The organism is Streptomyces africanus, from assembly GCF_030816955.1.
In the GTDB taxonomy this organism is placed as follows: domain Bacteria; phylum Actinomycetota; class Actinomycetes; order Streptomycetales; family Streptomycetaceae; genus Streptomyces; species Streptomyces africanus.
Genome location: NZ_JAUSYP010000001.1, coordinates 4,249,374 through 4,272,599 on the forward strand (window position 1 = coordinate 4,249,374; position 23,226 = coordinate 4,272,599).

Consider the following 23,226-nt stretch of genomic DNA (forward strand, 5'->3'; position numbering starts at 1 on the left):
GTTACCGTTCCTGTAGCCCGGTTGCTGGTGCATCCCCCGTCGCCAGCAACCGGGCCTTTTCATGCGCGCGGCCGTTCACCGAACGCAGCCGCTCCTCAACTTCCCGCTCCCATGGGCGAGTTGCTCCCCGAGCGCAGCAGCAGCGGCCCCTGGCCGGCCCGCCGGGCGAACTCCGCGACCGCCGTGTAGGCCGCCATATTGCCGCGTGCGGGCTCGCGGGGTGTCTCGCAGGTCCCCGGCTCGTCCTCGGCACCCACCGCGCAGGTGATCCGCACGGTCCGGGCGCCGGGCCCCATCACACTCAGTACGGCGTCCAGCGCCTCGCCGGTCGCATTGCGGTAGTAGGTCCGCGCCCAGGTGTGCGCGGCCTGCGTCACGACACAGGTCTGCGCCTCGACGCCGTCGGGGGAGGAGAGTTCGGGACCGCAGCGCGCGGCGGTCGACAGGCCCGGGCCGAGGGCGGGGAGGCCGGCCGCGGCGGACGACTCCCCGCCGTCCGCGGACGGCGGGGAGGAACGCACGCCGGTGTGGTCCGCCGAGCCCCCGGCGTGTGTCGTATCCCCTGACCCGCGGGAGCCCGGGAAATCCGGGGAGCCCGCGGACGCCACCGCCAGCGGCAGTGCGACCGCGCACGCCGCCACGACACCCGCGAGGGCGAGAAACCGGAACTTTCTGAGGTCCCGGGGACGGCCCCGGGAATGACGCGGCATGGCCCCGGAACATAACGCCCCAGGGCGGAACCCGGGCTCGGCGCGCCCGACAGCCCTAGAACTCGGGCGCGCTCACACCCGTACGGGTGAGGGCCTCGACCACGGCGTCCACCACGGCCTCCACATCCGGCACCCACGGCGAGGCGGAGCCGGGCAGCGGCGCCCGCTCCCAGCGGATCTCGCCCTGGCCCGTCTCGGACGGCGGCAGCGCCAGGTAGCCGCCCTCGCCGTGGAAGCGGAGAGAGCCGGGCACGAAGTCCTTGGCGTAGAGCAGTTCGCCGAGCTGCTCCATGGAGTACGGCTTCACGAGGATCGCCCACCGGCTCGGGGAGGCGACGACCGGGCCGAGCCGCAGCCCCGAGCGGTCGAGCGCCTCGAGGGCACGGGCGGCCGGCAGCGCCGGCAGGGAGACCGCGCAGGGGGCCTTGCCGCCGGTGGCCAGGACGATCGGCGCCGTCGGCCGGTTGTTCCACCACCAGCGGACCATGCGCCCGTCGGTGGTGGCCGCGAGGAGGCCGGGGTCGAAGGGGTGCGCGCCGGGCACCGTGCACTCGGGGTCAGGGCAACCGCAGCGGTTGCGCCCCTCGGGGTCCGCCGCCACGCCCGGGAGTACGGGCCACTGCCATTCCGTCGCGTAGGTCAGGGCCGCGCCGATCAGCTCAGGCCTCCCGTCGCTGCGCTGGGACAGGAGCCTGCGTCGCCTTCCGAGGATCTCGCGCATGAGCGCTCGTTCCTTTCCGTTGCACGCCGGCAACACCGTGGTCCACATCACATCATGTGTCGATCACTTCACTGTGCGTACCTGTTGGCGCATCACACCCCTGCCGTGCGCAAGGGGAACCCCTATGGGTCGAGCTTTGGCTGCTTCCGCGGCCGTCCCGCCCATACTGCGTCTATCAAAAGCACGGGCGTGGCGTAGGGGTGGCGAAGTATGGCGTTTGCCGTCGCGCGTATTTCTCTCCGCCTCCGCCACGGGAGGATGGGGCACGGTCGTCGGTGGATAGGACGCCCGGCTCCGTCACCAGGTTCCGGGTGGTTCTCAACCACCCCTGGCCTTCACCGAGTACGTACCCATCACGACCGTTGTGACGCTCCGTCGAGCAAGCCCAGTCGACCGCAATAAGCCGTCCCTTGCGGCAGTTTTAGGCCAACTTTGCATTTACGCAAGGGGAAGGAGAGTTCTTCCCTCAGACCTCACGGACACCAGGAATCCCAGCAGGACAATGCTGGACATCTCCTCACGAGTGCGTGTACATCTGGAGACACTGCTAGCGGCGCAGAATGACATGGGGGTTTGCGATGCTTTTGAGCAGTACGCGCTGGTCGGAAAGCCGGACGCCATGAACGCCCCGCACCCTCCGAAAGTGGCTGGAATCGATTCAACGGTTCCGGCGCCCGCACACACTGTCACGCCCGTCGCGGCGGGTACCTCCCCGGTTGCCCCGCCAAACCCTCCGGCCCCACCGGGCGCGGTACTCCAGGACCGTCTCGCCGGCTGGGTCTCCGACCTCACCACCCTCCACGAGCTGACCGAGCGTCTGACCCGCACCTCCGCGCTCGACGAGGCGCTCCAGGAACTGCTGCGGGCCGGCGCCGCCCTGGTGGGCGCCCGCCGCGGCCTCGTCGTCCTGGAACCCGGCGACGGACTCGGCCCGGACTCCACCATCGGCCTGGGCCTGGCGCGCGCCGACCTCGGCCACATCGAGACCGTGCCCCGCAGCGCCCTGTCCTACGGCCGGATCCTCGACGGACTGCCCGGCGGCGAGGACGGCATCGCCGAACCCGACCTCTTCGCCGAGGAAGGGCTCGACCCCCGCCACCGCGAGGTCGCAGCCCGCCTCGGCTACGCCGCCAGCTACGCCCTCCCCCTGACCCCCGAGTCCGCCGGGTCCCCCGATTCCGCCGACCGGCTCGGCGCCGTCACGTGGCTCTACGACGCACCCGCCGAACCGATCGAACGGCAGCGCCACCTCGTCGGCCTGTACGTCCGGTACGCCGCCGAGCACCTCGCCCGGCTGCTCGAACTGGAGCGCACGCGCGCGGCTATGGCGACCATGTCGGACGAGCTGCTGCCCGCGCGGCTGCCGCGGGTGGCCGGAGTCCAGCTCGCCGCCCGGCACCGCACCGGCCCGCGCGGCGGCGGCGACTGGTACGACGCGCTGCCGCTGCCCGACGCCGCCCTCGGCCTCGCCGTCGGGTCCGTCACCGGGGCGGGGCCCAGCGCGGTCGCCGCGATGGGACGGCTGCGTGCGTCCCTGCGCGCCTACGCCGTGATGGAGGGGGAGGACCCGGTCGCCGTCCTGTCCGACCTGGAGCTGCTGCTGCGGCTGACCGAGCCGGCCCGCTCGGCCACCGCCCTGTTCGGCTACTGCGAACCGGCCGCCCGCAAGATCACGCTGGCCGGCGCCGGGCACAGTCCGCCACTGCTGATCGGACAGCGCCGCACCGAGTTCGTGGAGACGTCGGTCTCCGCCCCGCTGGGCATGCTCGCCTGCTGGGAGGCGCCGAGCCTGGAGATCCTCGCCGAGCCCGGGGAGACGGTTCTGCTGTACACCGACGGGCTGCTGCACCGCACCGGCGAGACCACCGACCGGGCCTTCGCCCGGCTGCACGCGGCGGCGGCCGGAGCGCCCCGGGCCCTGCGGTGCGACCCCGGCGCCCTCGCCGACCACGTCCTGCGCAGCGTGCTGCCGGACGGGCTGGACGCGCAGGACGGTGCGGAGGACGTCGTCCTGCTGGCGGTGCGGTTCGAGTAACGCTCCTCGTCATCGCCCTGAGGCCGCTTCCCCGCCGCCGTAAAGTGGAGAGCGGTCCAGTGCCGTATCGAGGAGGATGACCGCCGTGGCAGAAGAGCCTTCGGACACCCCGGAGACTGCCGAAGAAGAGCCGATCAAGCAGCGGAAGAACGGACTGTACCCCGGCGTGTCCGACGAGCTTGCCGAGAACATGAAGAGCGGCTGGGCCGACACCGAGCTGCGTGACCTCCAGCCCATCGCCCAGGCCGCCGAGACCGCCGCCCGCCGGGCCGCGCTGTCCGCGCGCTTCCCGGGCGAGCGGCTGGTGATCCCCGCGGGCAACCTGAAGACCCGCTCGAACGACACCGAGTACGCCTTCCGCGCCTCCGTCGAGTACGCCTACCTCACCGGCAACCAGACCGAGGACGGCGTCCTGGTCCTGGAGCCCAAGGGCGAGGGCCACGAGGCGACGATCTACCTCCTGCCGCGTTCGAACCGGGAGAACGGCGAGTTCTGGCTGGACGGCCAGGGCGAGCTGTGGGTCGGCCGCCGGCACTCCCTCACCGAGGCGGAGCAGCTGTACGGCATCCCCGCCTCCGACGTGCGCGAGCTGGCCGGGGCGCTGCGCGAGGCCACGGGCCCGGTGCGGGTCGTGCGCGGGTACGACGCCGGCATCGAGGCCGCGCTGACCGACAAGGTCACCGCCGAGCGCGACGAGGAGCTGCGGGTCTTCCTCTCCGAGGCGCGGCTGGTCAAGGACGACTTCGAGATCGGCGAGCTCCAGAAGGCCGTCGACTCGACCGTGCGCGGCTTCGAGGACGTGGTGAAGGTCCTCGACAAGGCCGAGGCGACCTCCGAGCGGTACATCGAGGGCACGTTCTTCCTCCGCGCGCGGGTGGAGGGCAACGACGTCGGCTACGGCACGATCGCCGCGGCCGGCCCGCACGCCTGCACGCTGCACTGGGTGCGCAACGACGGACCCGTGCGGTCGGGCGATCTGCTGCTGCTCGACGCGGGTGTGGAGACGCACACGTACTACACCGCCGACGTGACGCGCACGCTGCCCGTCAACGGGCGGTTCAGCGAGATCCAGCGGAAGATCTACGACGCCGTGTACGAGGCCCAGGAGGCCGGGATCGCGGCGGTGCGGCCGGGCGCGAAGTACCGGGACTTCCACGACGCCGCGCAGCGGGTGCTGGCCGAGAAGCTGGTCGAGTGGGGGCTGGTCGAGGGGCCGGTGGAGCGGGTGCTGGAGCTGGGGCTCCAGCGGCGGTGGACGCTGCACGGGACCGGGCACATGCTCGGGATGGACGTGCACGACTGCGCTGCCGCGCGGACCGAGACGTATGTCGACGGTGTGCTGGAGCCGGGGATGTGCCTGACGGTCGAGCCGGGGCTGTACTTCCAGGCCGATGATCTGACGGTGCCGGAGGAGTACCGGGGTATCGGTGTGCGGATCGAGGACGACATCCTCGTGACGGAGGACGGCAACCGGAATCTGAGTGCGGCGTTGCCTCGTCGGGCGGACGAGGTCGAGGCGTGGATGGCGTCCGTCAAGGGTTGAGTCCCGGGTTCGGGTGTGTGGGGACTGGTCGCGCAGGTCCCCGCGCACCTGAAGACCAGGGCACCTCTGGTCGTAAAAACCCCAGGTCAACGGTGCTTGACGTGTGAGATCATGGCCGACCTTGCCGGTCCGACTCGGGGAACAGGCGCGATCATCATGAAGAACGTCCAGACGGCGCTGACCATGCAGGACGCCATCCTCACCCTGCAGAAGTACTGGAGCGACAACGGCTGCATGATCACGCAGCCGTTGAACACCGAGGTCGGAGCGGGTACGGCCAACCCGGCCACGGCGCTGCGGGTGCTCGGTCCCGAGCCGTGGAGCGTCGCCTACGTCGAGCCGAGCGTGCGGCCGGACGACTCGCGCTACGGCGAGAACCCCAACCGGCTCCAGACCCACACCCAGTTCCAGGTCATCCTCAAACCCGACCCGGGCAACCCGCAGGAGCTGTACCTGGGCAGCCTGAAGGCGCTCGGTGTCGACCTGGGCGCGCACGACGTGCGGTTCGTCGAGGACAACTGGGCCTCGCCCGCGCTCGGCGCCTGGGGGCTCGGCTGGGAGGTCTGGCTGGACGGCATGGAGATCACCCAGTTCACCTACTTCCAGCAGGTCGGCGGTGTCGCCCTGGACCCGGTGTCGGTGGAGATCACGTACGGCCTCGAACGCATCCTGATGAACCTCCAGGGCGCGTCCCACTTCAAGGACATCGTCTACGCGCCGGGCATCACGTACGGGGAGGTGTTCGGGCAGAACGAGTACGAGATGAGCCGCTACTACCTCGACGACGCCGACCTCGACACCAACCACCGGCTGTTCGAGGCGTACGCGGCCGAGGCCCGGCGCCTGCTCGACCTGGAGCTGCCGGTCCCGGCGTACACGTACGTGCTCAAGTGCAGCCACACCTTCAACGTGCTCGACGCGCGGGGTGCGATCAGCACCACCGAGCGGGCCAAGGCGTTCGCGCTGATGCGCGGCCTGACGCACGAGTCGGCCAAGCTGTGGGAGCGGCGGCGGGCGGCTCTGGAGCATCCGCTCGGGGTGGCGGCCGCGCCGGCCCCGGCCCAGCGGGCCGCGCTGCCCAAGGTGCCCGACGCCGAGACACTGCTGTTCGAGATCGGCGTGGAGGAACTGCCGTACGCCGACGTCCCCGCCACCACCGAGGCGGTGCGCGAGTCGGTCACCGCCAAGCTGGCCGCGACCCGGCTGGGGCACGGCGCGATCACCGTGATGGCCACGCCACGCCGGATCGTGATCACCGTCGAGGGCGTGCAGCCGCGCGAGCGGGACACCATGCGGACCGTGCGCGGCCCCAAGGTCGCCGCCGCCTTCAAGGACGGCGCTCCGACGCCCGCCCTGCTGGGCTTCGCGCGCAGTCAGGGGGCCGAGCCGACCGACGTGCGGATCGTCGACGTCAAGGGTGTCGAGTACGTGGCCGTCACCCGGCACGAGGAGGGCCGTCCGGCCGTCGAGGTGCTCAGCGATCTGCTGGCCGAGGTCGTGTCGGGGCTGCGCGCCGGCCGCAACATGCGGTGGAGCGACCCGGGTCTGTCGTTCTCACGGCCCGTGCGCTGGCTGCTCGCGCTGCTGGGCCGTACTCCCCTGCCCGTGGTGGTCTCCTCGCTCGCCGCGAGCGACACCACGCGGGTGCAGCGCCAGGCCCCTTACCCGGAGGTCCGGGTGACCTCCGCCGAGGGCTACCCGCACTTCCTGCACATGCACGGCATCCTGCTCGACCGGGACGCCCGGCGCGGTGCGGTGGTCCGTGGTGCCCTGGAGGCGGCCGCCGAGGTCGGCGGGCGGATCGACGTGGAGGGTCAGGCCGATCTGGTCGACGAGATCACCGACATCCTGGAGTTCCCGTACGCCGTGCGGGGGTCGTTCGACGAGCGCTACCTGGAACTGCCCGCGAGCGTCCTGACCACCGTGATGCGCAAGCACCAGCGCTACCTCCCGGTGCTGGACGGCGAGCGGCTGATGCCGCACTTCGTCACCTTCGCCAACGCCCTGTGCGACGACGACGTGGTGCGGGCGGGCAACGAGGCGGTGCTGCGGGCCCGTTACGAGGACGCCGCGTTCTTCTGGCGGGCGGATCTGAAGGTGGCTCCGGAGGAGTTCCGGCGGCGGCTGGACAAGCTGACGTTCGAGGACCGGCTCGGTACGGTCGCCGACCGCGCCGATCGTCTCGCTTCCCTCGCCCTGGACCTGGCCGGGCGGGCCGGGCTCGGGGAGGAGACGGTGGAGGTCGTGCGGCGGGCCGGTGCACTGGCGAAGTTCGATCTGGCGTCGCAGATGGTGATCGAGTTCTCCGGACTGGCCGGGGTGATGGCCGAGGAGTACGCGCGCCGGGCCGGTGAGTCCGCCGAGGTCGCTCGAGCCCTGGCCGAGATGGAGCTGCCGCGCTCCGCCGGTGGCGCGCTGCCGGCCGGGAACGCGGGTGCCGTGCTGTCGCTCGCCGACCGGTTCGACCTGGTGACGGGCATGTTCGTGATCGGGGCCGCGCCGACCGGGAGCTCCGATCCGTACGGGGTGCGCCGGGCCGCGATCGGGCTGCTGAACGTGCTGCGGAGTCTTCCCGCCGTGGCCGGCGTGCGGGTGAGCGAGGGGCTGCGCGCGGCGGCCGTACGGTACGCCGCGCAGGGTGTCGAGGTGCCCGCCGAGCGGGTCGCCGAGGCCGCCGAGCTGATCACCCGGCGCTACGAGCAGCAGCTCACGGACGCCGGGCACGAGCACCGGCTCGTGCAGGCCGTCCTGGTGTGGGCCGACCGGCCCTCCCACGGCGACCGCACCCTGGCCACGCTGGAGCGGCACATCGGCACGGAGGAGTTCGAGGCACTCGCTGCCGCGTTCCAGCGGGTGGTGCGCATCCTTCCCGAGGGCGGCGTCGATGCGGCGGATCCGTCTCTGCTGACCGCGCCCGCGGAGCTGCGTCTCGTCGAGCGCGCCGACGCCGTACGCCAGGCCCTGCACGGCCGCGAGGACGACCTCGGCGCACTGATCGAGGTCTCCGCCCCGCTGGTCGAAGCGATCAGCGCCTTCTTCGACGAGGTGCTGGTGATGGACCCCGATCCGGCGGTCCGCGCGGCGCGGCTGGCGCTGCTCACACAGGTGGCGGAGCTGGCGCGGACGACGCTGGACTGGAGTGCGCTGTAGGGGACGGATGGCGGGAGGGCCGGTGTTTCACGTGAAACACCGTCTCCGAGCCGATCGGGCGTCGGTGAAGGTCAGACCGCCATCAGCGGCGCGGCGTCCTTCCGCCATTTGAGGACCTTGTCGAAGCTCACCACGGCCCCGCCCCGGCCCGGCTTGTTGCCGATGTGGACATGGTCGGCGAGCTGCTCGATGAGGCACAGCCCTCTGCCGTTCTCCGCGTCGGCGTGCGCGGGCCGGATCGGCGGGCGTGACCGGCCGGCGGAAGCCGCGGGGAACCCCGGGCCCGCGTCGGCGACCTCGATCCGGCACTTCTCACCGTCGAGGTACGCCGTGACCCGGTACGCCTCCGAACCGGGACCGCCGCGTGCCGTGTCCCCGCCGTGCTCCACGGCGTTCGCGCAGGCCTCGCTGAGGGCGACGGAGAGGTCGTAGGAAATGTCGGGATCGACGCCCGCGGTCTCCATCGTGCCGATCAGAAGGCGCCTGGCGAGCGGCACGCTCGCAGCTTCGCGCCGCAGATGGAGTGACCACCAGATGCTCATGCTCCAGCCTCCTGGCCGCGGCTCGACATACCGTTACGTATTGCCCTGAGTCCCCGCATGTAAGCGTGAAGTTGACGTGACGCCGCCCATACGGCGGATGCGCCCTAGCCCTGATCGGTGTATGTGGAGGGACGGGTGGGGCCAGAGGGTGACGTTCCGGTCGTACGGCATCTTGCGGACCTGCCGCACGAGGCCTGGGTGACCAGTGCGATGATGAGCCCGCCATGACTGCCCCCCACGCGTGCGCGACGCGCTCCGGACTCGCACTCCGGATCCTGCGGGCCGCGGTGTTCGCCGCGGTCTGTGTCGTGCTGGCCGGGGCAGGTCACGCGCTCGCCTCCTGCGACGGCATTCCGCTGTGGACGCTGGGCGCCGGGTTCCTCGGGGTGCTCGCCGTGGCGGCGCCGTTCGCCGGGCGCGTGCGCTCGCTGCCGGGGATCGCAGCGCTGCTCGCGGCCGGCCAGACGGTGTTGCACACGCTGTTCGGGCTCGGTCAGCACGGCACCGCCGCCGCATCGTCGGTGCCCGCGGGAACCAGTGACGCCACGCTGGTCCAGCAGGCCGCGCGGTTCGTGTGCGGCACGACGGCCGCGGCGATCAGCCCCGTGCAGGCGCACAAAATCCTCACCGACGCCCGGATCCAGCCGGCCACGGGTGCGCACACGCACCTGCCGTCGGACACCGGGGCGTCGGCCTCGCTGTGGCCGTCCCTGCCGATGCTGATCGGCCACGTCCTCGCGGCGATCGCCGCCGGCTGGCTGCTGCGCCACGGCGACCTGGCCCTGCTGCGGCTCACCGAACTGTCGGCGCAGGGGGTCACCGAAGGCGCGCTCGTGCGCTCCCTGCGGGCCGCACTCGCGCTGGTGCGCGCCCTGCGCGCCGGGTTGCCGGGAGCGCCGGAGGCAGGTCCGCGCCCTGTGCACGCCGTGCGGCCGGCCCCTGCGATGCCCCGCACGACCGCACTTCAGCACACGGTGATCCGGCGCGGCCCGCCGGCCGCCACGGCTCGCGCCTCCGCACTCGCCCTCGCCGCCTGACGCGACGCGACCACCACTCCGCCTTTTCGTACGATCCGCTTGATCCGTTACATCCAGTTGATTCGCTCGACTCGTGTGACTCGGATGATTCGGACGGCTTGGAGGAGGGCCGCCGTCGTGCGGCACGCGCGCGTGCGCGCATCCCTCTTCACCCTCCCGACTCGACTCACAGCGGAGTGCTCCCTTCCATGAAGGCTTCCCGTATCGCCGCGGCCGGTGCCGCCGCCGGTGTCACCGTTCTCGCCCTGTCCGTCCCCGCCTTCGCGCACGTCAGCGTGCAGCCCGAGGGCACCGCCGCCAAGGGCGGCTACGCGGTCGTCGACTTCAAGGTCCCCAACGAGCGGGACGACGCCTCGACCACCAAGCTCGAGGTCACCTTCCCCACCGACCACCCGCTGGCCTCGGTGATGCCGGAGCCGATGCCCGGCTGGAAGATCGACGTCACCAAGTCCAAGCTGGACAAGCCGCTGGAGCTGCACGGCGAGAAGATCTCCGAGGCCGTCACCAAGGTCACCTGGACCGCCGACGGCAAGGGCATCGAGCCCGGCTACTTCGAGAAGTTCCCGCTCTCGATCGGCCAACTGCCCGAGGACACCGACCAGCTGGTCTTCAAGGCCCTCCAGACGTACTCCAACAAGGAAGTCGTCCGCTGGATCGAGGTGCCGCAGGAGGGCCAGGAGGAGCCCGACAACCCGGCCCCGGTGCTGGAGCTGTCCGCCGCCTCCGAGGACGGGCACCACGCCTCCTCGGGCGACGAGGCCTCCGACGCCAAGTCGGCCGAGAAGGCCTCCGCCGACACCGCCGCCTCCGACTCCGCCTCCTCCGACAGCACCGACACCACCGCCCGCGTGCTGGGCATCGTCGGCATCGTGGTCGGCGCGGCGGGCGTCGCCTACGGCGTGCTGGCCGGGCGTCGGCGCACCAACGCCTGACGCCGTTTCCGTTGCAACGGCGCGCGCCGGATTCCCGCCCCCCCGGGCGGGGCACCCCCGGTGCGCGCCGGGTCACCGACATCTGGGACATTTCTCTATGCGCACCAAGACCTTCGCCGCGGCCGCTCTGCTCGCCGCGGCCTCCCTGACCCTCACCGCCTGCGGCAGCGGCAACGACAGCGACAAGCCCGTCGCCGTCGTCTCGGAGCAGGCCGGCAGCGACAAGGCCGCCACCGTCCTCGACAAGCCGTTCGAGAAGCCGGACCTGGTCCTCACCGACACGCAGGGCAAGAAGTACGACCTCCGCAAGGAGACCGAGGGCAAGCCCACGCTGATCTACTTCGGCTACACCCACTGCCCCGACGTGTGCCCGTCGACCATGAGCAACATCGCCGTGGCCAAGAAGCAGCTGCCCAAGGCCGAACAGGACGAACTGCGCGTCGTGTTCGTCACCACCGACCCGGACCGTGACAAGCCGGCCGAGCTCGGCAAGTGGCTCAAGGGCATCGACCCCCAGTTCATCGGCCTCACCGGCGACTTCCCGACCATCCAGGCCGGCGCCCGCACCCTCGGCATCTCCATCGACCCGCCGCACAAGGACAAGAACGGCAAGATGGTCTCCGAGCACGGCACCCAGGTCATCGCGTTCTCGCCGAAGACCGACGGCGGCTATGTCCTCTACGGCGAGGACGCCACCGTCGACGACTACACCAAGGACCTCCCCGAGATCGTCAAGGGGCAGAAGCCGTGAGGCGGCGACTCGGCCCGACAGCCCTCGTCATGGCCGGGGCACTGGCCCTGGCGGGCTGCGGCGGCTCGGACTCGGACTCCGGGAACTCCGGTTCCGGGAGCGGCAAGGCGGAACTCTCCGTGAGCTCCGCGTACATGCCGCAGCCCGTCTCCGACGAGATGGCGGCCGGCTTCTTCACCGTCACCAACAAGGGCGGGGCCGCCGACGAGCTGACCTCGGTCACCAGCGACGCCGCCGGACAGGTCACCGTGCACGAGACCTCCGGCGGTGCCATGCAGGAGGTCAAGAGCCTCAAGGTCCCCGCCCACGGCGAACTCGTGCTGAAGAGCGGCGGCAACCACCTGATGTTCGAACAGCTGAAGCGGAAGCCGAAGGAAGGCCAGACGGTCGCCGTCGAGCTCCACTTCGCCCACTCCGGCCCGGTCAAGGTCGAGATGCCGGTGAAGTCGGCGACCTACACCCCGAAGACCGGACACTGAGGGAGGGACCACTGTGACGCAGACCATCGCCCCCCGCGTCCGGACCGTCGTGCTGCTGCTCCTTGCCGCGGCCTGCGCACTCCTCGCCGGCGCCGGTCCGGCCTCCGCGCACGCCGCGCTGACCGGCAGCGACCCCGCACAGGGGGCGGTGGTCGACGAGGCCCCGGCCCGGGTCTCGCTCACCTTCTCCGAGCAGGTCGCGCTGTCCGACGGCTCGCTGCGCGTGCTCGACCCCGAGGGCAAGCGCGTCGACGCGGGCGAGCCGTCCGGCGTCAGCGGCACGACCTACGCCGTGCGGCTCCACTCCGGCCTGCCCGACGGCACCTACACGGTCGCCTACCAGGTGGTGTCCGCGGACAGCCATCCCGTCGCCGGTGCCTACACCTTCTCCATCGGCGCCCCGTCCAAGACGTCCGTGTCGGTCTCCGGGAAGAGCGCCGACGACGGCGTGGTCGGCTGGCTGTACGGCTTCGGACGGTACGTGTCCTACGCCGGGTTCATCGTCCTGGCCGGCGGCGCCGCCTTCGTCCTCGCCTGCTGGCCGCGCGGCTCCGGGGTTCGGCCCGTGCAGCGGTTCGTCGTCTCCGGGTGGCTCGCCCTCACCGCCGCCACCCTCGCCCTGCTGCTCCTGCGGGGCTCCTTCACCGGCTCCGGGAAGGTCGCCGACGTCTTCGACTTGTCCCTGCTCGGGCAGGTGCTCCAGACCAAGACCGGCGCCGCCCTGGTGTCCCGGCTGCTGCTGCTCGCCGCGGCGGCGCTGTTCATCGCCGTGCTGTTCGGGGCCTACGACAAGCGCGAGGATCCCCAGGAGAAGCGGGACCTGACCTTCGGGCTCGCGATCGGCGGCGTCGTCGTGGCGGCCGGGCTCGCCGCGAGCTGGGCGATGTCCGAGCACGCCTCGGTCGGGCTCCAGGCGGGCATCGCCATGCCGGTCGACGTCCTCCATCTGCTGGCCGTCGCCGCGTGGCTCGGCGGGCTGGGCGCACTGCTGGTCGCCCTGTACCGGGCCCCGGCCGACGCGCCCGTCGACGCGTCGGCCGTACGCCGCTTCTCGCGCGTCGCCTTCGGCAGCGTCCTCGCGCTGATCGCGACCGGGACGTACCAGTCCTGGCGCCAGCTCGGCTCCTGGTCGGCCTTCACCGACACCCGGTACGGACAGCTGCTCCTCGCCAAGATCGCGCTCGTGGCCGTCCTGGTCGGCGTCGCGTGGATCTCCCGCCGGTGGACCGGACGGCTGGCCGAGACGGTGCCGGCACCCGTGGAGCGGGAGAAGGCACGGGTCGGAGCAAAGACCGATGTCTCTGGTGAGGCCGCTGGTAGCGCCGGGCCCGATGCGACCGGCAATGCACGGACCGCCACGGACGCGGAGGCCGACGCCGACTCCGGCACCGACCGCGACTCCGGCGAGCAGCCCGATGCCGAGCCCGCCGATCCCGAGCGGGCAGCGCAGCTCGCCCGGCAGCGGGCCGCCCTGGACGCCGCCCGGCAGAAGCGGCTGCGGGACGCCGACCCCAACCGCTTCGGCCTGCGCCGCTCCGTGCTGGCCGAGGCCGGCATCGCGGTCGTCCTGCTCGCCGTCACCACCGTCCTCACCCAGACCGAGCCGGGACGCACGGAGGAGGAGGCCAAGGCGGCCACGTCGTCCTCCGTGTCCACCTCGCCCGACACGGGCGCCTCCGGTGCGCTGACCCTGAACATGCCCTTCGACACCGGCGGCAAGGACGGCAAGGGCATCGTCACGGTCGACCTCGACCCCGCACGCGTGGGCGACAACGAGATGCACGTCTACGTGGAGCGACCCAACGGCCGGGCCTTCGACATCCCCGAGGTGAAGGTCGAGTTCACCCTCAAAGCCAAGGACATCGGGCCGCTGCCCGTCGTCCCCGACCACCTCGCAACCGGACACTGGTCGGCGAACGGAGTGCAGATCCCCATGGCCGGCGACTGGAAGGTCGACGTGACCGTGCGGACCTCCGACATCGACGAGGTGACCGTCTCCAAGAACGCGCAGATCGGCTGAACCACCATGGCTGACCAGTCCATTCCGGAAGCCCGCACTCCCCGCACCACCCCGGGGGAGACCGAAGCGGCGCCGACCGGCGACGGCATCTCACGGCGACGCCTGCTCGGCACCGCCGGTGCCACCGGGCTCGTGCTCGGCACGGCAGGCGCGGCCGTCGGATACGCCGCCGTCCCCTCCGACGCCGCCGCCCCGCTCACCTCGCTCGGCACCGACCGGGCGATGTTTCACGGGAAACATCAGCCCGGCATCACCGACGGCCTCCAGGCCCGCGGCCATCTCGTCGCCTTCGACCTGGCGGCGGGCGCCGGCCGCAAGGAAGCCGCCGCCCTGCTGCGCCGCTGGTCGCAGACGGCCCGGCGGCTGATGGCCGGCGAGCCGAGCCCGCACGACGACACCGACGTGGCCCGCGACGCCGGACCCTCGTCACTGACCATCACCTTCGGCTTCGGCCACAGTTTCTTCGGCAGGACCGGCCTGGAGAAGCAGCGCCCGACCGCCCTGGACCCGCTGCCCGAGTTCTCCTCCGACCACCTCGACAAGAACCGCAGCAACGGCGACCTGTGGGTGCAGATCGGCGCCAACGACGCCCTCGTGGCCTTCCACGCCCTGCGCGCCATCCAGAAGGACGCGGGCGCGGCGGCCCGGGTCCGCTGGCAGATGAACGGCTTCAACCGCTCGCCGGGCGCCACCGCCCACCCCATGACCGCCCGCAACCTGATGGGCCAGATCGACGGCACCCGCAATCCGAAACCGTCCGACGCCGACTTCGCCCAGCGGATCTTCGTGCCCGAGAAGGGCGACCCGGCCTGGATGGCGAACGGCTCCTACGCCGTCGTACGCCGCATCCGCATGCTCCTCGACGACTGGGAGAAGCTCTCCGTCAAGGCGCAGGAGGACGTGATCGGCCGCCGCAAGTCCGACGGGGCGGCCCTGTCCGGCGGCACGGAGACGACCGCGATGGACCTGGAGAAGACGGACGCCAAGGGCGATCTCGTCGTCCCGATCAACGCCCACGCCCGGATCACCCGGCCCGACCAGAACGGCGGCGCGGCGATGCTCCGCCGCCCGTTCTCCTTCCACGACGGCATCGACCCGGACGGCGTCCCGGACGCGGGCCTGCTCTTCATCTGCTGGCAGGCCGATCCGCTGCGCGGCTTCGTACCGGTGCAGCGCAAGCTCGACCGCGGCGACGCCCTGTCGCAGTTCATCCGGCACGAGTCGAGCGGACTGTTCGCGGTGCCCGGTGGGGCCGCGGAAGGCGAGTATGTGGGGCAGAAGTTGCTTGAGGGGTGACAGTCGAGCTGTGTGCGCGTTGTGGGGGATAGCGCTTCCGCAAGCCCATTAGGGTGAGGTCATGCCAGCGAGCTATGCGTATCTCGGCCCCGAGGGCACCTTCACCGAAGTCGCCCTGCGCACGCTTCCCGAGGCCGCCACCCGGGAGCTCATCCCGTACGTGTCCGTCCAGTCCGCGCTCGACGCCGTACGTCTCGGCGAGGCCGAGGCCGCGTTCGTGCCGATCGAGAACTCCGTCGAGGGCGGCATCACGACCACCCTCGACGAGCTGGTCGCCGGCGCGCCTCTGATGATCTACCGCGAGGTGCTGCTGTCGATCACCTTCGCGCTGCTGGTCCGCCCGGGCACGAAGCTGTCGGACATCAAGACCGTCTCCGCGCACCCGGCCGCCCAGCCTCAGGTGCGCAACTGGCTGAAGAAGCACCTGCCGGACGCCCACTGGGAGTCGGCCGCCTCCAACGCGGACGCCGCCCGGCTGGTCCAGGAGGGCCAGTACGACGCCGCCTTCGCCGGTGAGTTCGCCGCCGCCCGCTATGGCCTTGAGGCCCTGGAGACCGGGATCCACGACGCGGAGAACGCCCAGACGCGGTTCGTGCTGGTCGGCCGTCCCGCGCGGCCCGCGGCGCCCACCGGCGCGGACAAGACCTCCGTCGTGCTCTGGCAGCGCGACGACCACCCGGGCGGCCTGCGCGACCTGCTGGGCGAGTTCGCCACCCGCGGCATCAACCTGATGCTGCTCCAGTCCCGGCCCACCGGCGCGGGCATCGGCAACTACTGCTTCTGCATCGACGCCGAGGGTCATATCTCCGACCGCCGGGTGGCCGAGGCCCTGATGGGCCTGAAGCGGATCTGCCTCCAGGTGCGCTATCTCGGCTCCTACCCGCGCGCGGGCCTGGAGCCCGGGGATGTCCAGCCGCCGCGGCTGGGGACGTCGGACGACGAGTTCGTGGCGGCTGCGGACTGGGTGGCGCGGTGCCAGGACGGCCGGTTCTAGGACCGGTCCCAGCGGGTTTCAGGTCGGTCGCACCTGCTGATTGCCGTTGTCCACAGAAGTTATCCACAGGCCAGCTTCTCGACCTGGGGACAAGTCGACAACGAAGCGTGAGTCAGTCGACAAATCGCCCTGCACACCTCTGATGCGTCCATCGACGGGCAGGTCACCCTTCGTCCACCGTTTTCCCTTGCGTAACTCTTGAGGGTGACTCATTTCCACTCGAAAGTGAGGGTAGAGCGGGTTTACACCGGGAATTCTTCGGCGTGGCAGGGCCTTCCGGAGTGATCAATTCCGAAGTCCACAGATCTTCCACACAGCCTGTGGATAACTCTTCGGCGGGTGTGGATCCCTGTGGACAACCGGAGCCCAAGTCCCGTTCCCCCCAAGGGATTCGAGTCAACACCGCGCCCTGCTGGTGCCTCGTTCCGGGGAAAGACGGTCGGTTTATTGACACAGTGTGCAATTGCCGCATAGCGGTACGTAAGCCACACCCGTAATAGTGAGTCGTGGGCGGTCACCCCACACCGGTAGCCTTGAGCGCGTGATTGACCTTCGCCTGCTCCGTGAGGACCCCGACCGTGTGCGCGCGTCGCAGCGCGCCCGTGGAGAGGACGTCGCGCTCGTCGACTCCCTCCTGTCTGCCGACGAGCGGCGCAGGTCATCCGGCGTCCGCTTCGACGAGCTGCGCGCCGAGCAGAAGGCGCTCGGCAAGCTCATCCCCAAGGCGTCCGGAGACGAGAAGGCCGAGCTGCTGAAGAAGGCCGGCCAGCTCGCCGCCGACGTCAAGGCCGCCGACGCGGAGCGCGACGCCGCGGCCTCCGAGACCCAGGAGCTGCTCCAGAAGCTCGGCAACCTCGTCCACCCGGACGTGCCCGTGGGCGGCGAGGAGGACTTCGTCACGCTGGAGACGCACGGCACGATCCGCGACTTCGCCGCCGAGGGCTTCGAGCCCAGGGACCACCTGGAGCTCGGCCAGATCCTCGGCGCGATCGACGTGGAGCGCGGCGCCAAGGTCTCCGGCTCGCGCTTCTACTTCCTGACCGGCGTGGGCGCCCTGCTGGAGCTCGCCCTGGTGAACGCGGCGATGGCCCAGGCCACCGCGGCCGGCTTCACGCCGATGCTGACCCCGGCCCTGGTGCGCCCCCAGTCCATGGCGGGCACGGGCTTCCTCGGCCAGGCCGCCCAGGACGTCTACCACCTCGCCGACGACGACCTCTACCTGGTCGGCACGTCCGAGGTCCCCCTCGCCGCGTACCACATGGACGAGATCCTCGACGCCGACAAGCTGCCGCTGCGCTACGCGGGCTTCTCGCCCTGCTTCCGCCGCGAGGCCGGCTCGCACGGCAAGGACACCCGGGGCATCTTCCGCGTGCACCAGTTCGACAAGGTCGAGATGTTCTCCTACGTCGCCCCGGAGGACTCCCAGGCCGAGCACCAGCGGCTGCTGGAGTGGGAGAAGCAGTGGCTGACCTCGCTGGAGCTGCCGTACCGCGTGATCGACGTGGCGAGCGCCGACCTGGGCGCCTCGGCGTCGCGCAAGTTCGACTGCGAGGCCTGGATCCCGACCCAGGGCAAGTACCGCGAGCTGACCTCGACCTCGGACTGCACCGAGTTCCAGTCCCGCCGCCTGTCGATCCGTGTCCGTGAGGGCAAGCAGGTCCGCCCGCTGGCCACGCTCAACGGCACGCTGTGCGCCGTACCGCGCACGATCGTGGCGATCCTGGAGAACCACCAGCAGGCCGACGGCTCGGTGCGGGTGCCCGAGGTGCTGCGTCCGTACCTGGGCGGCCGGGAGGTCCTGGAGCCGGTGGCCAAGTGACCACCGACGGTTTCCCGTACCGGCTGATCGCGACCGACCTCGACGGGACGCTGCTGCGTTCGGACGAGTCGGTGTCGGCCCGTACCCGTGACGCGCTCGCCGCGGCCACCGCGGCGGGCGCCGCGCACATCGTCGTCACCGGCCGCGCGGTCCCGTGGACCCGGCACATCCTCGACGACCTCGGCTACCAGGGGTTGGCCGTCTGCGGCCAGGGCGCGCAGGTGTACGACGCCGGCGCCCACCGGCTGCTGACGTCGGTGACGCTGGACCGGCAGCTGGCCGGGGTGGCGCTGGCCAAGATCGAGGCGGAGGTCGGCCCGCTGTACCTGGCGGCGAGCCGCGACGGCCTGGACGGCGAGGTGCTGGTGGGCCCGGGCTACGCGGCGCACGGCAATCTGCCCGCGACCCCCTTCACGGACGCGTGGGACCTGTGGACCGCGCCCCTGAACAAGCTCTACATCCAGCATCCGACGCTCTCGGACGACGAGCTGTGCGAGGCGGCCACGCGCACCGCCGGCGGTTTCGTCACCGTCGTCATGGCGGGCGAGGGCATCGTCGAACTCCTGCCCCTGGGCCTGTCCAAGGCGACCGGCCTCTCCCTGGCGGCGCGTCGGCTCAAGGTGAAGGCGGCCGACACGATCGCCTTCGGCGACATGCCCAACGACATACCGATGTTCGCCTGGGCCTCTTACGGTGTCGCGATGGCGGACGCCCATGAGGAACTGAAGGCGGTCGCCGACGAGGTGACGTCCTCCAACGAGGAGGACGGTATCGCGGTGGTGCTGGAGCGGTTGCTGGGCTGAGCCTTCGTGTCGCGTGTGCGGCGGAGGATGCACGGATCGAACGTGCGCGGGCTTTCCAGCCCGACCGCGGTTCAGGGAACCGGTGCCTTGCCACTCGGCCAATCCTCCGGGTGGGCGGCCTCACGCGATGTGCGATTCGCGTGCTCGAAGCGGCCGCCCCGGGCAGCTCCCCGTGCGGGGCGGGCTCTACGGAGGGGTAGCGATCACTCCGGAACCCGCCGCGGGCTGCCCTGACGGGAGCTGGACGTACTGCCGTGCATGGACATCGTCCGGCTCCTCTCCCAGAACGTGACGCCGGACTCGTCGTCCGGCAGGAACACGACTACTCTGCCTGCCGGGCGAAAAGGACGCCACCGATTAAATCGGCGGTCGGACGGGGCCGGTCAGCGCTTGCGCCACCTGCGCCGCCGGGCCTTGCTGAAGAACCAGCCCGCGGGCGGCTCGTCGGAGCGCCAGGGCTGCGGTTCCGGTTCGTCGCGCCGCCAGCGGGCGGCGAGCATCCGGGCGCGGGCGGACGGCTCGGAGGTCTCGGCGGAGCGTATGAAGTCGTCGTCCAGGACGAGGTCGTCCCAGGAGTCGTCCCCGGACCCCGATCCCGACTGTCCGTGGTCGTCGTACTGAGCCCTCTCGCCCGCCATCCCCGTCCCTCCCAGCCGTCCAACTTCCGTGCGATATCCCTACATACCGTTCGCCCAGTGTGCCCTGACGGGGGTGAAGCCCCCGTCAGGGCCGGGGCACGTCACTCCTCGCCGGCGAGGGTCAGCGAGCGCAGCTTCTGACCGGCGTACCAGGTGGCCAGCACCGTGACGGCCACCAGCAGCACCGTCGCCGTGGTGAGGCCCACGTCGGAGGTCACCAGGTCGCCGCCGGAGACCTTCTGGGCCACGGCCAGCGCCCACTGCTGGACGCTCAGCGTGCGGGCGCCCGGCACCAGGGAGCCGAACAGGGCCTCCCAGACCAGCGCGTAGACGAGGCCGAACACCACCGCGTGCCGGGAGACCGTGCCGAGCAGCAGGAACAGGGCCGCGTACGCGATGGAGGCGACCAGTGCGGCCACCGTGTAGGCGACGGCGATCTGCTGGCCGTTGCCGTTCAGGATGAAGCCGGCGATGAGCGTCGGCACCGCGGAGAACACCATCGTCACGGCGATCGCGACGATCAGCTTGGTGAAGATGATCGTCGGCCGTTTGATCGGCTTGGACAGCAGGTACACCACCGAGCCGTCGTCGATCTCCGGCCCGATCGCGCCGGTTCCGGCGATGACGCCGATGATCGGCACCATCGTGGCGAGGGCGAGTCCGCCCAGCAGGTCCGCCGCCGTCTGGTCGTCCGCCCCGGCGAGGAAACGCACCACCACCGAGATGGCGATGAGCAGCAGCGGCAGGGCTCCGAGGATGAGGGCCCGGCGCCGGCCGAGCAGGGCCCGGTACGTGAGCCGGGCGACTGTGGGGTCGTACATCAGGGCCTCCTACGCCGCGACGAGGTACGAGAAGACGGACTCGAGGGACTCGTCGGACGGCGAGACCGTGAGCAGCCGGATGCCGTGGTCCCTGGCCACCCGCGGCAGCAGGGCCGTGAAGCGGCCGAAGTCGACGGCCTGGACGCGCAGCGCGCCCTCGGCGAGGTCGACCTCGATGCCGGACGTCGACGGGTCGGCGATCAGCGCGGCCGCGAGGGCGCGGTCGTCGCTGGAGCGCACCAGGTAGCGGTGCGGCCGGTCGGTCATCAGGCGGCGGATCTTGCGGAAGTCACCGCTGGCGGCGTGCCGGCCGGCGACGACGACCTCGATGTGCCAGGCGAGTTGCTCGACCTCTTCGAGGATGTGGGACGAGAACAGCACCGTGCGGCCCTCGTCGCCCATGCGCCGCAACAAGTCCATGAGCTGCATGCGCTGGCGCGGGTCCATGCCGTTGAACGGCTCGTCCAGCAGGAGCAGGGACGGGTCGTGGACCAGGGCGGAGGCCATCTTCACGCGCTGGCGCATGCCCTTGGAGTACGTCTGGATCTTGCGGTCCTGCGCGTACTCCATCTCGACCGTGGCGAGCGCCTTCTGGGCCGCCTTGGCGCCCAGGCCGTGCAGCTCGGCGTTGGCGAGGACGAACTCCTTCCCGGTGAGGAAGTCGTACATCGCCTCCCGCTCGGGGACGACGCCGATCTGCTGGTAGATCTGCTCGTTGCGCCACACCGCTTGGCCGTCGAGGGTGACCGTGCCGGTGGAGGGGGCCAGGAAGCCGCCCATCATGTTGATGAGGGTGGACTTTCCGGCGCCGTTGGGGCCGAGCAGACCGGTGACGCCGGGGCCGATGGTCATGGTGATGTCGTTGACGGCGACCACGTTGCCGAACCAGCGGGAGACGTGGTCGATGGAGAGCGTGGTCACAGTCCCACCTTCTTGTAGCGGCGCATCAGGAGGCCGTAGCTCGCCGCGATGAGGCCCAGGGCGACGAGGACGTAGACGAGGCCCTCGGCGGTGCTCGGGCCCACCCCGCTGGGGGAGGCGGAGGTCGCGCCCAGGAACGCGGACTGCACACCGTCGACGATCGTGATCGGCGAGAACAGTCCGATCCACGGCACGGCGTCGCCGCTGCCCTGGGTGTCGGCGATGGCCTGGAGGGTGGAGACCGCGCCGTAGGTGATGGTCAGCACGGCGATCACGGCCGCGATGCCGAAGCCGCGGCGCGGGGTGAACGACGCGATGACCAGGCCGATGCCGGCGAAGAGCAGTGAGAGCAGTGCCACGGAGACGAGTCCCTGTGCGAATCCCTTGGTCTGGTCGGCGAAGTCGAGCTTGGCCAGCAGCGCGCCCACGTAGAGCACGATCAGGGGAGCGGCCGTGAGGATGAACAGCGCCGAGGCGAGCGCCGCGAACTTGGCGCGGACGTAGTCGGCGGTCTCGATGGGCCGCGAGAAGTACAGCGGCACGGTCTTGAAGCGCAGGTCGCGCGAGACGGACTGAGGTGCCTGCGAGGCGACGTACAGGCTGATGACCGCCTGCATGATGATCGCGTAGCGCGTGTAGTCGACGGGCAGGGCCTTGGCCTTGGTGAAGACCGCGACGGCGACCATGATGGCCGCGGGCACGCACATCACCACGAACAGCAGCATCGGCAGCACCTTGGACTTCACCGAGCGGCCGAGGCCGTAGGAACCGCGCAGGGACTGCGAGTACAGGGAGCGGCGGGCGTAGGCGCGGCCCAGGCGGGGGCCGTCGTAGCTTCGGTAGCCGATGTTGTGGATGCGGGTCTGGTCACCCGGCGCCGGGGCGGATGTCCCCGTGGAGTGCTCAACCGCCATGGCCGACCGCCTCCTTCCGCTGCTCGTGCTGGTCACTGGTCGTGAACACCTCGGAGATGTGGTGCCGGCGCTGCTCCATGCGCACCAGGCCGAGCCCGAGGTCCGCGATCACGTCCCGGACCAGGTCGTACGTCTCCTCGCCCTGGGCGGTGAGCAGCAGGATGTGGCCGGCGCCCGGCAGGCCGCTGCCGTCCTCGACGCTCACCCCGCGCGCGTGCAGCGCGTCGCGCACCGCGCGGGTGCCGTCCGGGTGCTCGTCGGTGTCGGTGACCTCGATCGCGAGGGTCGTCGTGGTCTGGGTGAAGTCCGTGGTGGAGCTGGAACGCAGGAGCTTGCCGCCGTCGACGACCACGACGTGGTCGCAGGTGCGCTCCAGTTCGCCCAGCAGGTGCGAGGTGACCAGGACCGAGATGCCGAAGTCGGTGTGGATCCGGCGGATCAGGCCGAGCATCTCGTCGCGGCCGACCGGGTCGAGGCCGTTGGTCGGCTCGTCGAGGAAGACCAGCTGCGGGTCGTGGACGAGGGCCTGGGCGAGCTTCACACGCTGCTTCATGCCGGTCGAGTAGCCGCCGATGGGGCGGTAGCGCTCCTCGTACAGGCCGACGTGCCGCAGGGTGTCGGCGGTGCGCTCGCGTGCGGCCGTGGGCGGCAGGCCGGACATGCGCGCCATGTGGACGACGAACTCGGTGGCCGAGACGTCCGGCGGCAGGCAGTCGTGCTCGGGCATGTAGCCGACCCGCTCGCGGATGTCGGCGCCCTTGGTGGCGACGTCGAGGCCGAGCACTTCGGCGCGGCCCTCGGTGGCGGGGGACAGACCCAGCAGGATCTTGATCAGTGTGGACTTGCCGGCTCCGTTGGCTCCGACGAGTCCGGTCACACCGGGCCCGACGTCCACGGAGAGCCGGTCAAGAGCGGTCACCCGGGGGAACCGCTTGCTCAGGCTTTCGGTCGCGATCACAGTCACGCTTAGAAGGTACGGGCCGCAATCGTGGCGGTCGTCACTCCGCAGAGCTGTCTTCAGGTCAACCTGGAGTAGTACGGGCCCTTAGGGGACCTGGTTCTCGAGAGTTACCACGACCGGGAGTCTCCTGTTGACGAAC

The 23,226-nt window shown here is 71.1% G+C and carries 20 protein-coding genes and 1 tRNA gene; 12 read left to right on the plus strand and 9 right to left on the minus strand.

Annotated features, from left to right (window positions below):
- Positions 1-95: 95 nt before the first annotated feature.
- On the minus strand, positions 96-710 hold the full coding sequence (locus QF034_RS19770; RefSeq protein WP_370880820.1) for a hypothetical protein: 615 nt from the start codon (positions 708-710) through the stop codon (positions 96-98).
- 55 nt (positions 711-765) lie between these two features.
- Positions 766-1,431 carry a bifunctional DNA primase/polymerase gene (locus QF034_RS19775; RefSeq protein ID WP_307176217.1) on the minus strand — a complete coding sequence of 222 codons (666 nt, stop codon included), beginning with the start codon at positions 1,429-1,431 and terminating at the stop codon, positions 766-768.
- A 502-nt stretch (positions 1,432-1,933) separates the two neighbouring features.
- Here QF034_RS19775 and QF034_RS19780 point away from each other — a divergent pair.
- The 3 genes from QF034_RS19780 (at position 1,934) to QF034_RS19790 (ending at position 8,159) form a co-directional block, all read left to right on the plus strand.
- The gene (locus QF034_RS19780) at positions 1,934-3,466 is read left to right on the plus strand and encodes a PP2C family protein-serine/threonine phosphatase (RefSeq protein WP_307176218.1); all 1,533 of its coding nucleotides are present in this window, start codon (positions 1,934-1,936) and stop codon (positions 3,464-3,466) included.
- 76 nt (positions 3,467-3,542) lie between these two features.
- Positions 3,543-5,009, plus strand: a complete 1,467-nt coding sequence (locus tag QF034_RS19785) for an aminopeptidase P family protein (RefSeq protein ID WP_307176219.1) — start codon at positions 3,543-3,545, stop codon at positions 5,007-5,009.
- A gap of 156 nt (positions 5,010-5,165) precedes the next feature.
- Positions 5,166-8,159, plus strand: coding sequence for a glycine--tRNA ligase (locus QF034_RS19790; RefSeq protein ID WP_370880821.1), 2,994 nt, complete (start codon positions 5,166-5,168; stop codon positions 8,157-8,159).
- Between the two features lie 71 nt (positions 8,160-8,230).
- Here the strand turns inward: QF034_RS19790 and QF034_RS19795 are convergent, their stop codons facing one another.
- Positions 8,231-8,701, minus strand: coding sequence for an ATP-binding protein (locus tag QF034_RS19795; RefSeq protein WP_307176220.1), 471 nt, complete (start codon positions 8,699-8,701; stop codon positions 8,231-8,233).
- Positions 8,702-8,925: 224 nt separating this feature from the next.
- Here QF034_RS19795 and QF034_RS19800 point away from each other — a divergent pair, with 224 nt between their 5' ends.
- The 9 genes from QF034_RS19800 to QF034_RS19840 all read left to right on the plus strand — a co-directional run bounded on the left by QF034_RS19800 (position 8,926) and on the right by QF034_RS19840 (position 18,832).
- Positions 8,926-9,738 carry a hypothetical protein gene (locus QF034_RS19800; protein ID WP_307176221.1) on the plus strand — a complete coding sequence of 271 codons (813 nt, stop codon included), beginning with the start codon at positions 8,926-8,928 and terminating at the stop codon, positions 9,736-9,738.
- Positions 9,739-9,926: 188 nt separating this feature from the next.
- Positions 9,927-10,670: a YcnI family copper-binding membrane protein gene (locus QF034_RS19805; protein ID WP_307176222.1), complete on the plus strand. Its 744-nt coding sequence runs from the start codon at positions 9,927-9,929 to the stop codon at positions 10,668-10,670.
- 97 nt (positions 10,671-10,767) lie between these two features.
- Positions 10,768-11,421, plus strand: coding sequence for an SCO family protein (locus QF034_RS19810; RefSeq protein ID WP_307176223.1), 654 nt, complete (start codon positions 10,768-10,770; stop codon positions 11,419-11,421).
- A complete protein-coding gene (locus tag QF034_RS19815) occupies positions 11,418-11,900 on the plus strand; it encodes a copper chaperone PCu(A)C (protein ID WP_307176224.1) in 483 nt (160 codons plus the stop codon). The genes QF034_RS19810 and QF034_RS19815 overlap by 4 nt, the downstream gene beginning before the upstream one ends.
- 13 nt (positions 11,901-11,913) lie before the next feature.
- Positions 11,914-13,920, plus strand: a complete 2,007-nt coding sequence (locus QF034_RS19820; protein ID WP_307176225.1) for a copper resistance CopC/CopD family protein — start codon at positions 11,914-11,916, stop codon at positions 13,918-13,920.
- Positions 13,921-13,926: 6 nt separating this feature from the next.
- Positions 13,927-15,216, plus strand: coding sequence for an iron uptake transporter deferrochelatase/peroxidase subunit (gene efeB, locus QF034_RS19825; RefSeq protein ID WP_307176226.1), 1,290 nt, complete (start codon positions 13,927-13,929; stop codon positions 15,214-15,216).
- A gap of 61 nt (positions 15,217-15,277) precedes the next feature.
- Complete coding sequence (gene pheA, locus QF034_RS19830) at positions 15,278-16,210, plus strand: prephenate dehydratase (protein WP_307176227.1); 933 nt, start codon at positions 15,278-15,280, stop codon at positions 16,208-16,210.
- 541 nt (positions 16,211-16,751) lie between these two features.
- On the plus strand, positions 16,752-18,029 hold the full coding sequence (gene serS, locus QF034_RS19835; RefSeq protein ID WP_307176228.1) for a serine--tRNA ligase: 1,278 nt from the start codon (positions 16,752-16,754) through the stop codon (positions 18,027-18,029).
- Positions 18,026-18,832, plus strand: coding sequence for an HAD family hydrolase (locus QF034_RS19840; RefSeq protein WP_307176229.1), 807 nt, complete (start codon positions 18,026-18,028; stop codon positions 18,830-18,832). Before serS ends, QF034_RS19840 begins: the two co-directional genes overlap by 4 nt.
- A gap of 21 nt (positions 18,833-18,853) precedes the next feature.
- On the opposite strand, the gene QF034_RS19845 is transcribed toward QF034_RS19840, so the two are convergent.
- The 6 genes from QF034_RS19845 to QF034_RS19870 all read right to left on the minus strand — a co-directional run bounded on the left by QF034_RS19845 (position 18,854) and on the right by QF034_RS19870 (position 23,084).
- Positions 18,854-18,940 (minus strand) — tRNA-Arg (locus QF034_RS19845).
- A 275-nt stretch (positions 18,941-19,215) separates the two neighbouring features.
- Positions 19,216-19,470: an SGM_3592 family protein gene (locus tag QF034_RS19850; protein WP_307176230.1), complete on the minus strand. Its 255-nt coding sequence runs from the start codon at positions 19,468-19,470 to the stop codon at positions 19,216-19,218.
- Between the two features lie 101 nt (positions 19,471-19,571).
- Positions 19,572-20,291 carry an ABC transporter permease subunit gene (locus QF034_RS19855; protein ID WP_306965546.1) on the minus strand — a complete coding sequence of 240 codons (720 nt, stop codon included), beginning with the start codon at positions 20,289-20,291 and terminating at the stop codon, positions 19,572-19,574.
- Positions 20,292-20,300: 9 nt separating this feature from the next.
- Positions 20,301-21,212 (minus strand): ABC transporter ATP-binding protein, encoded by a 912-nt coding sequence (locus QF034_RS19860; RefSeq protein WP_307176231.1) that lies wholly within the window; start codon positions 21,210-21,212, stop codon positions 20,301-20,303.
- Positions 21,209-22,126 (minus strand): ABC transporter permease subunit, encoded by a 918-nt coding sequence (locus tag QF034_RS19865; protein WP_307176232.1) that lies wholly within the window; start codon positions 22,124-22,126, stop codon positions 21,209-21,211. The genes QF034_RS19860 and QF034_RS19865 overlap by 4 nt, the downstream gene beginning before the upstream one ends.
- The gene (locus QF034_RS19870) at positions 22,116-23,084 is read right to left on the minus strand and encodes an ABC transporter ATP-binding protein (RefSeq protein ID WP_307179928.1); all 969 of its coding nucleotides are present in this window, start codon (positions 23,082-23,084) and stop codon (positions 22,116-22,118) included. Before QF034_RS19870 ends, QF034_RS19865 begins: the two co-directional genes overlap by 11 nt.
- Between the last annotated feature and the right edge of the window lie 142 nt (positions 23,085-23,226).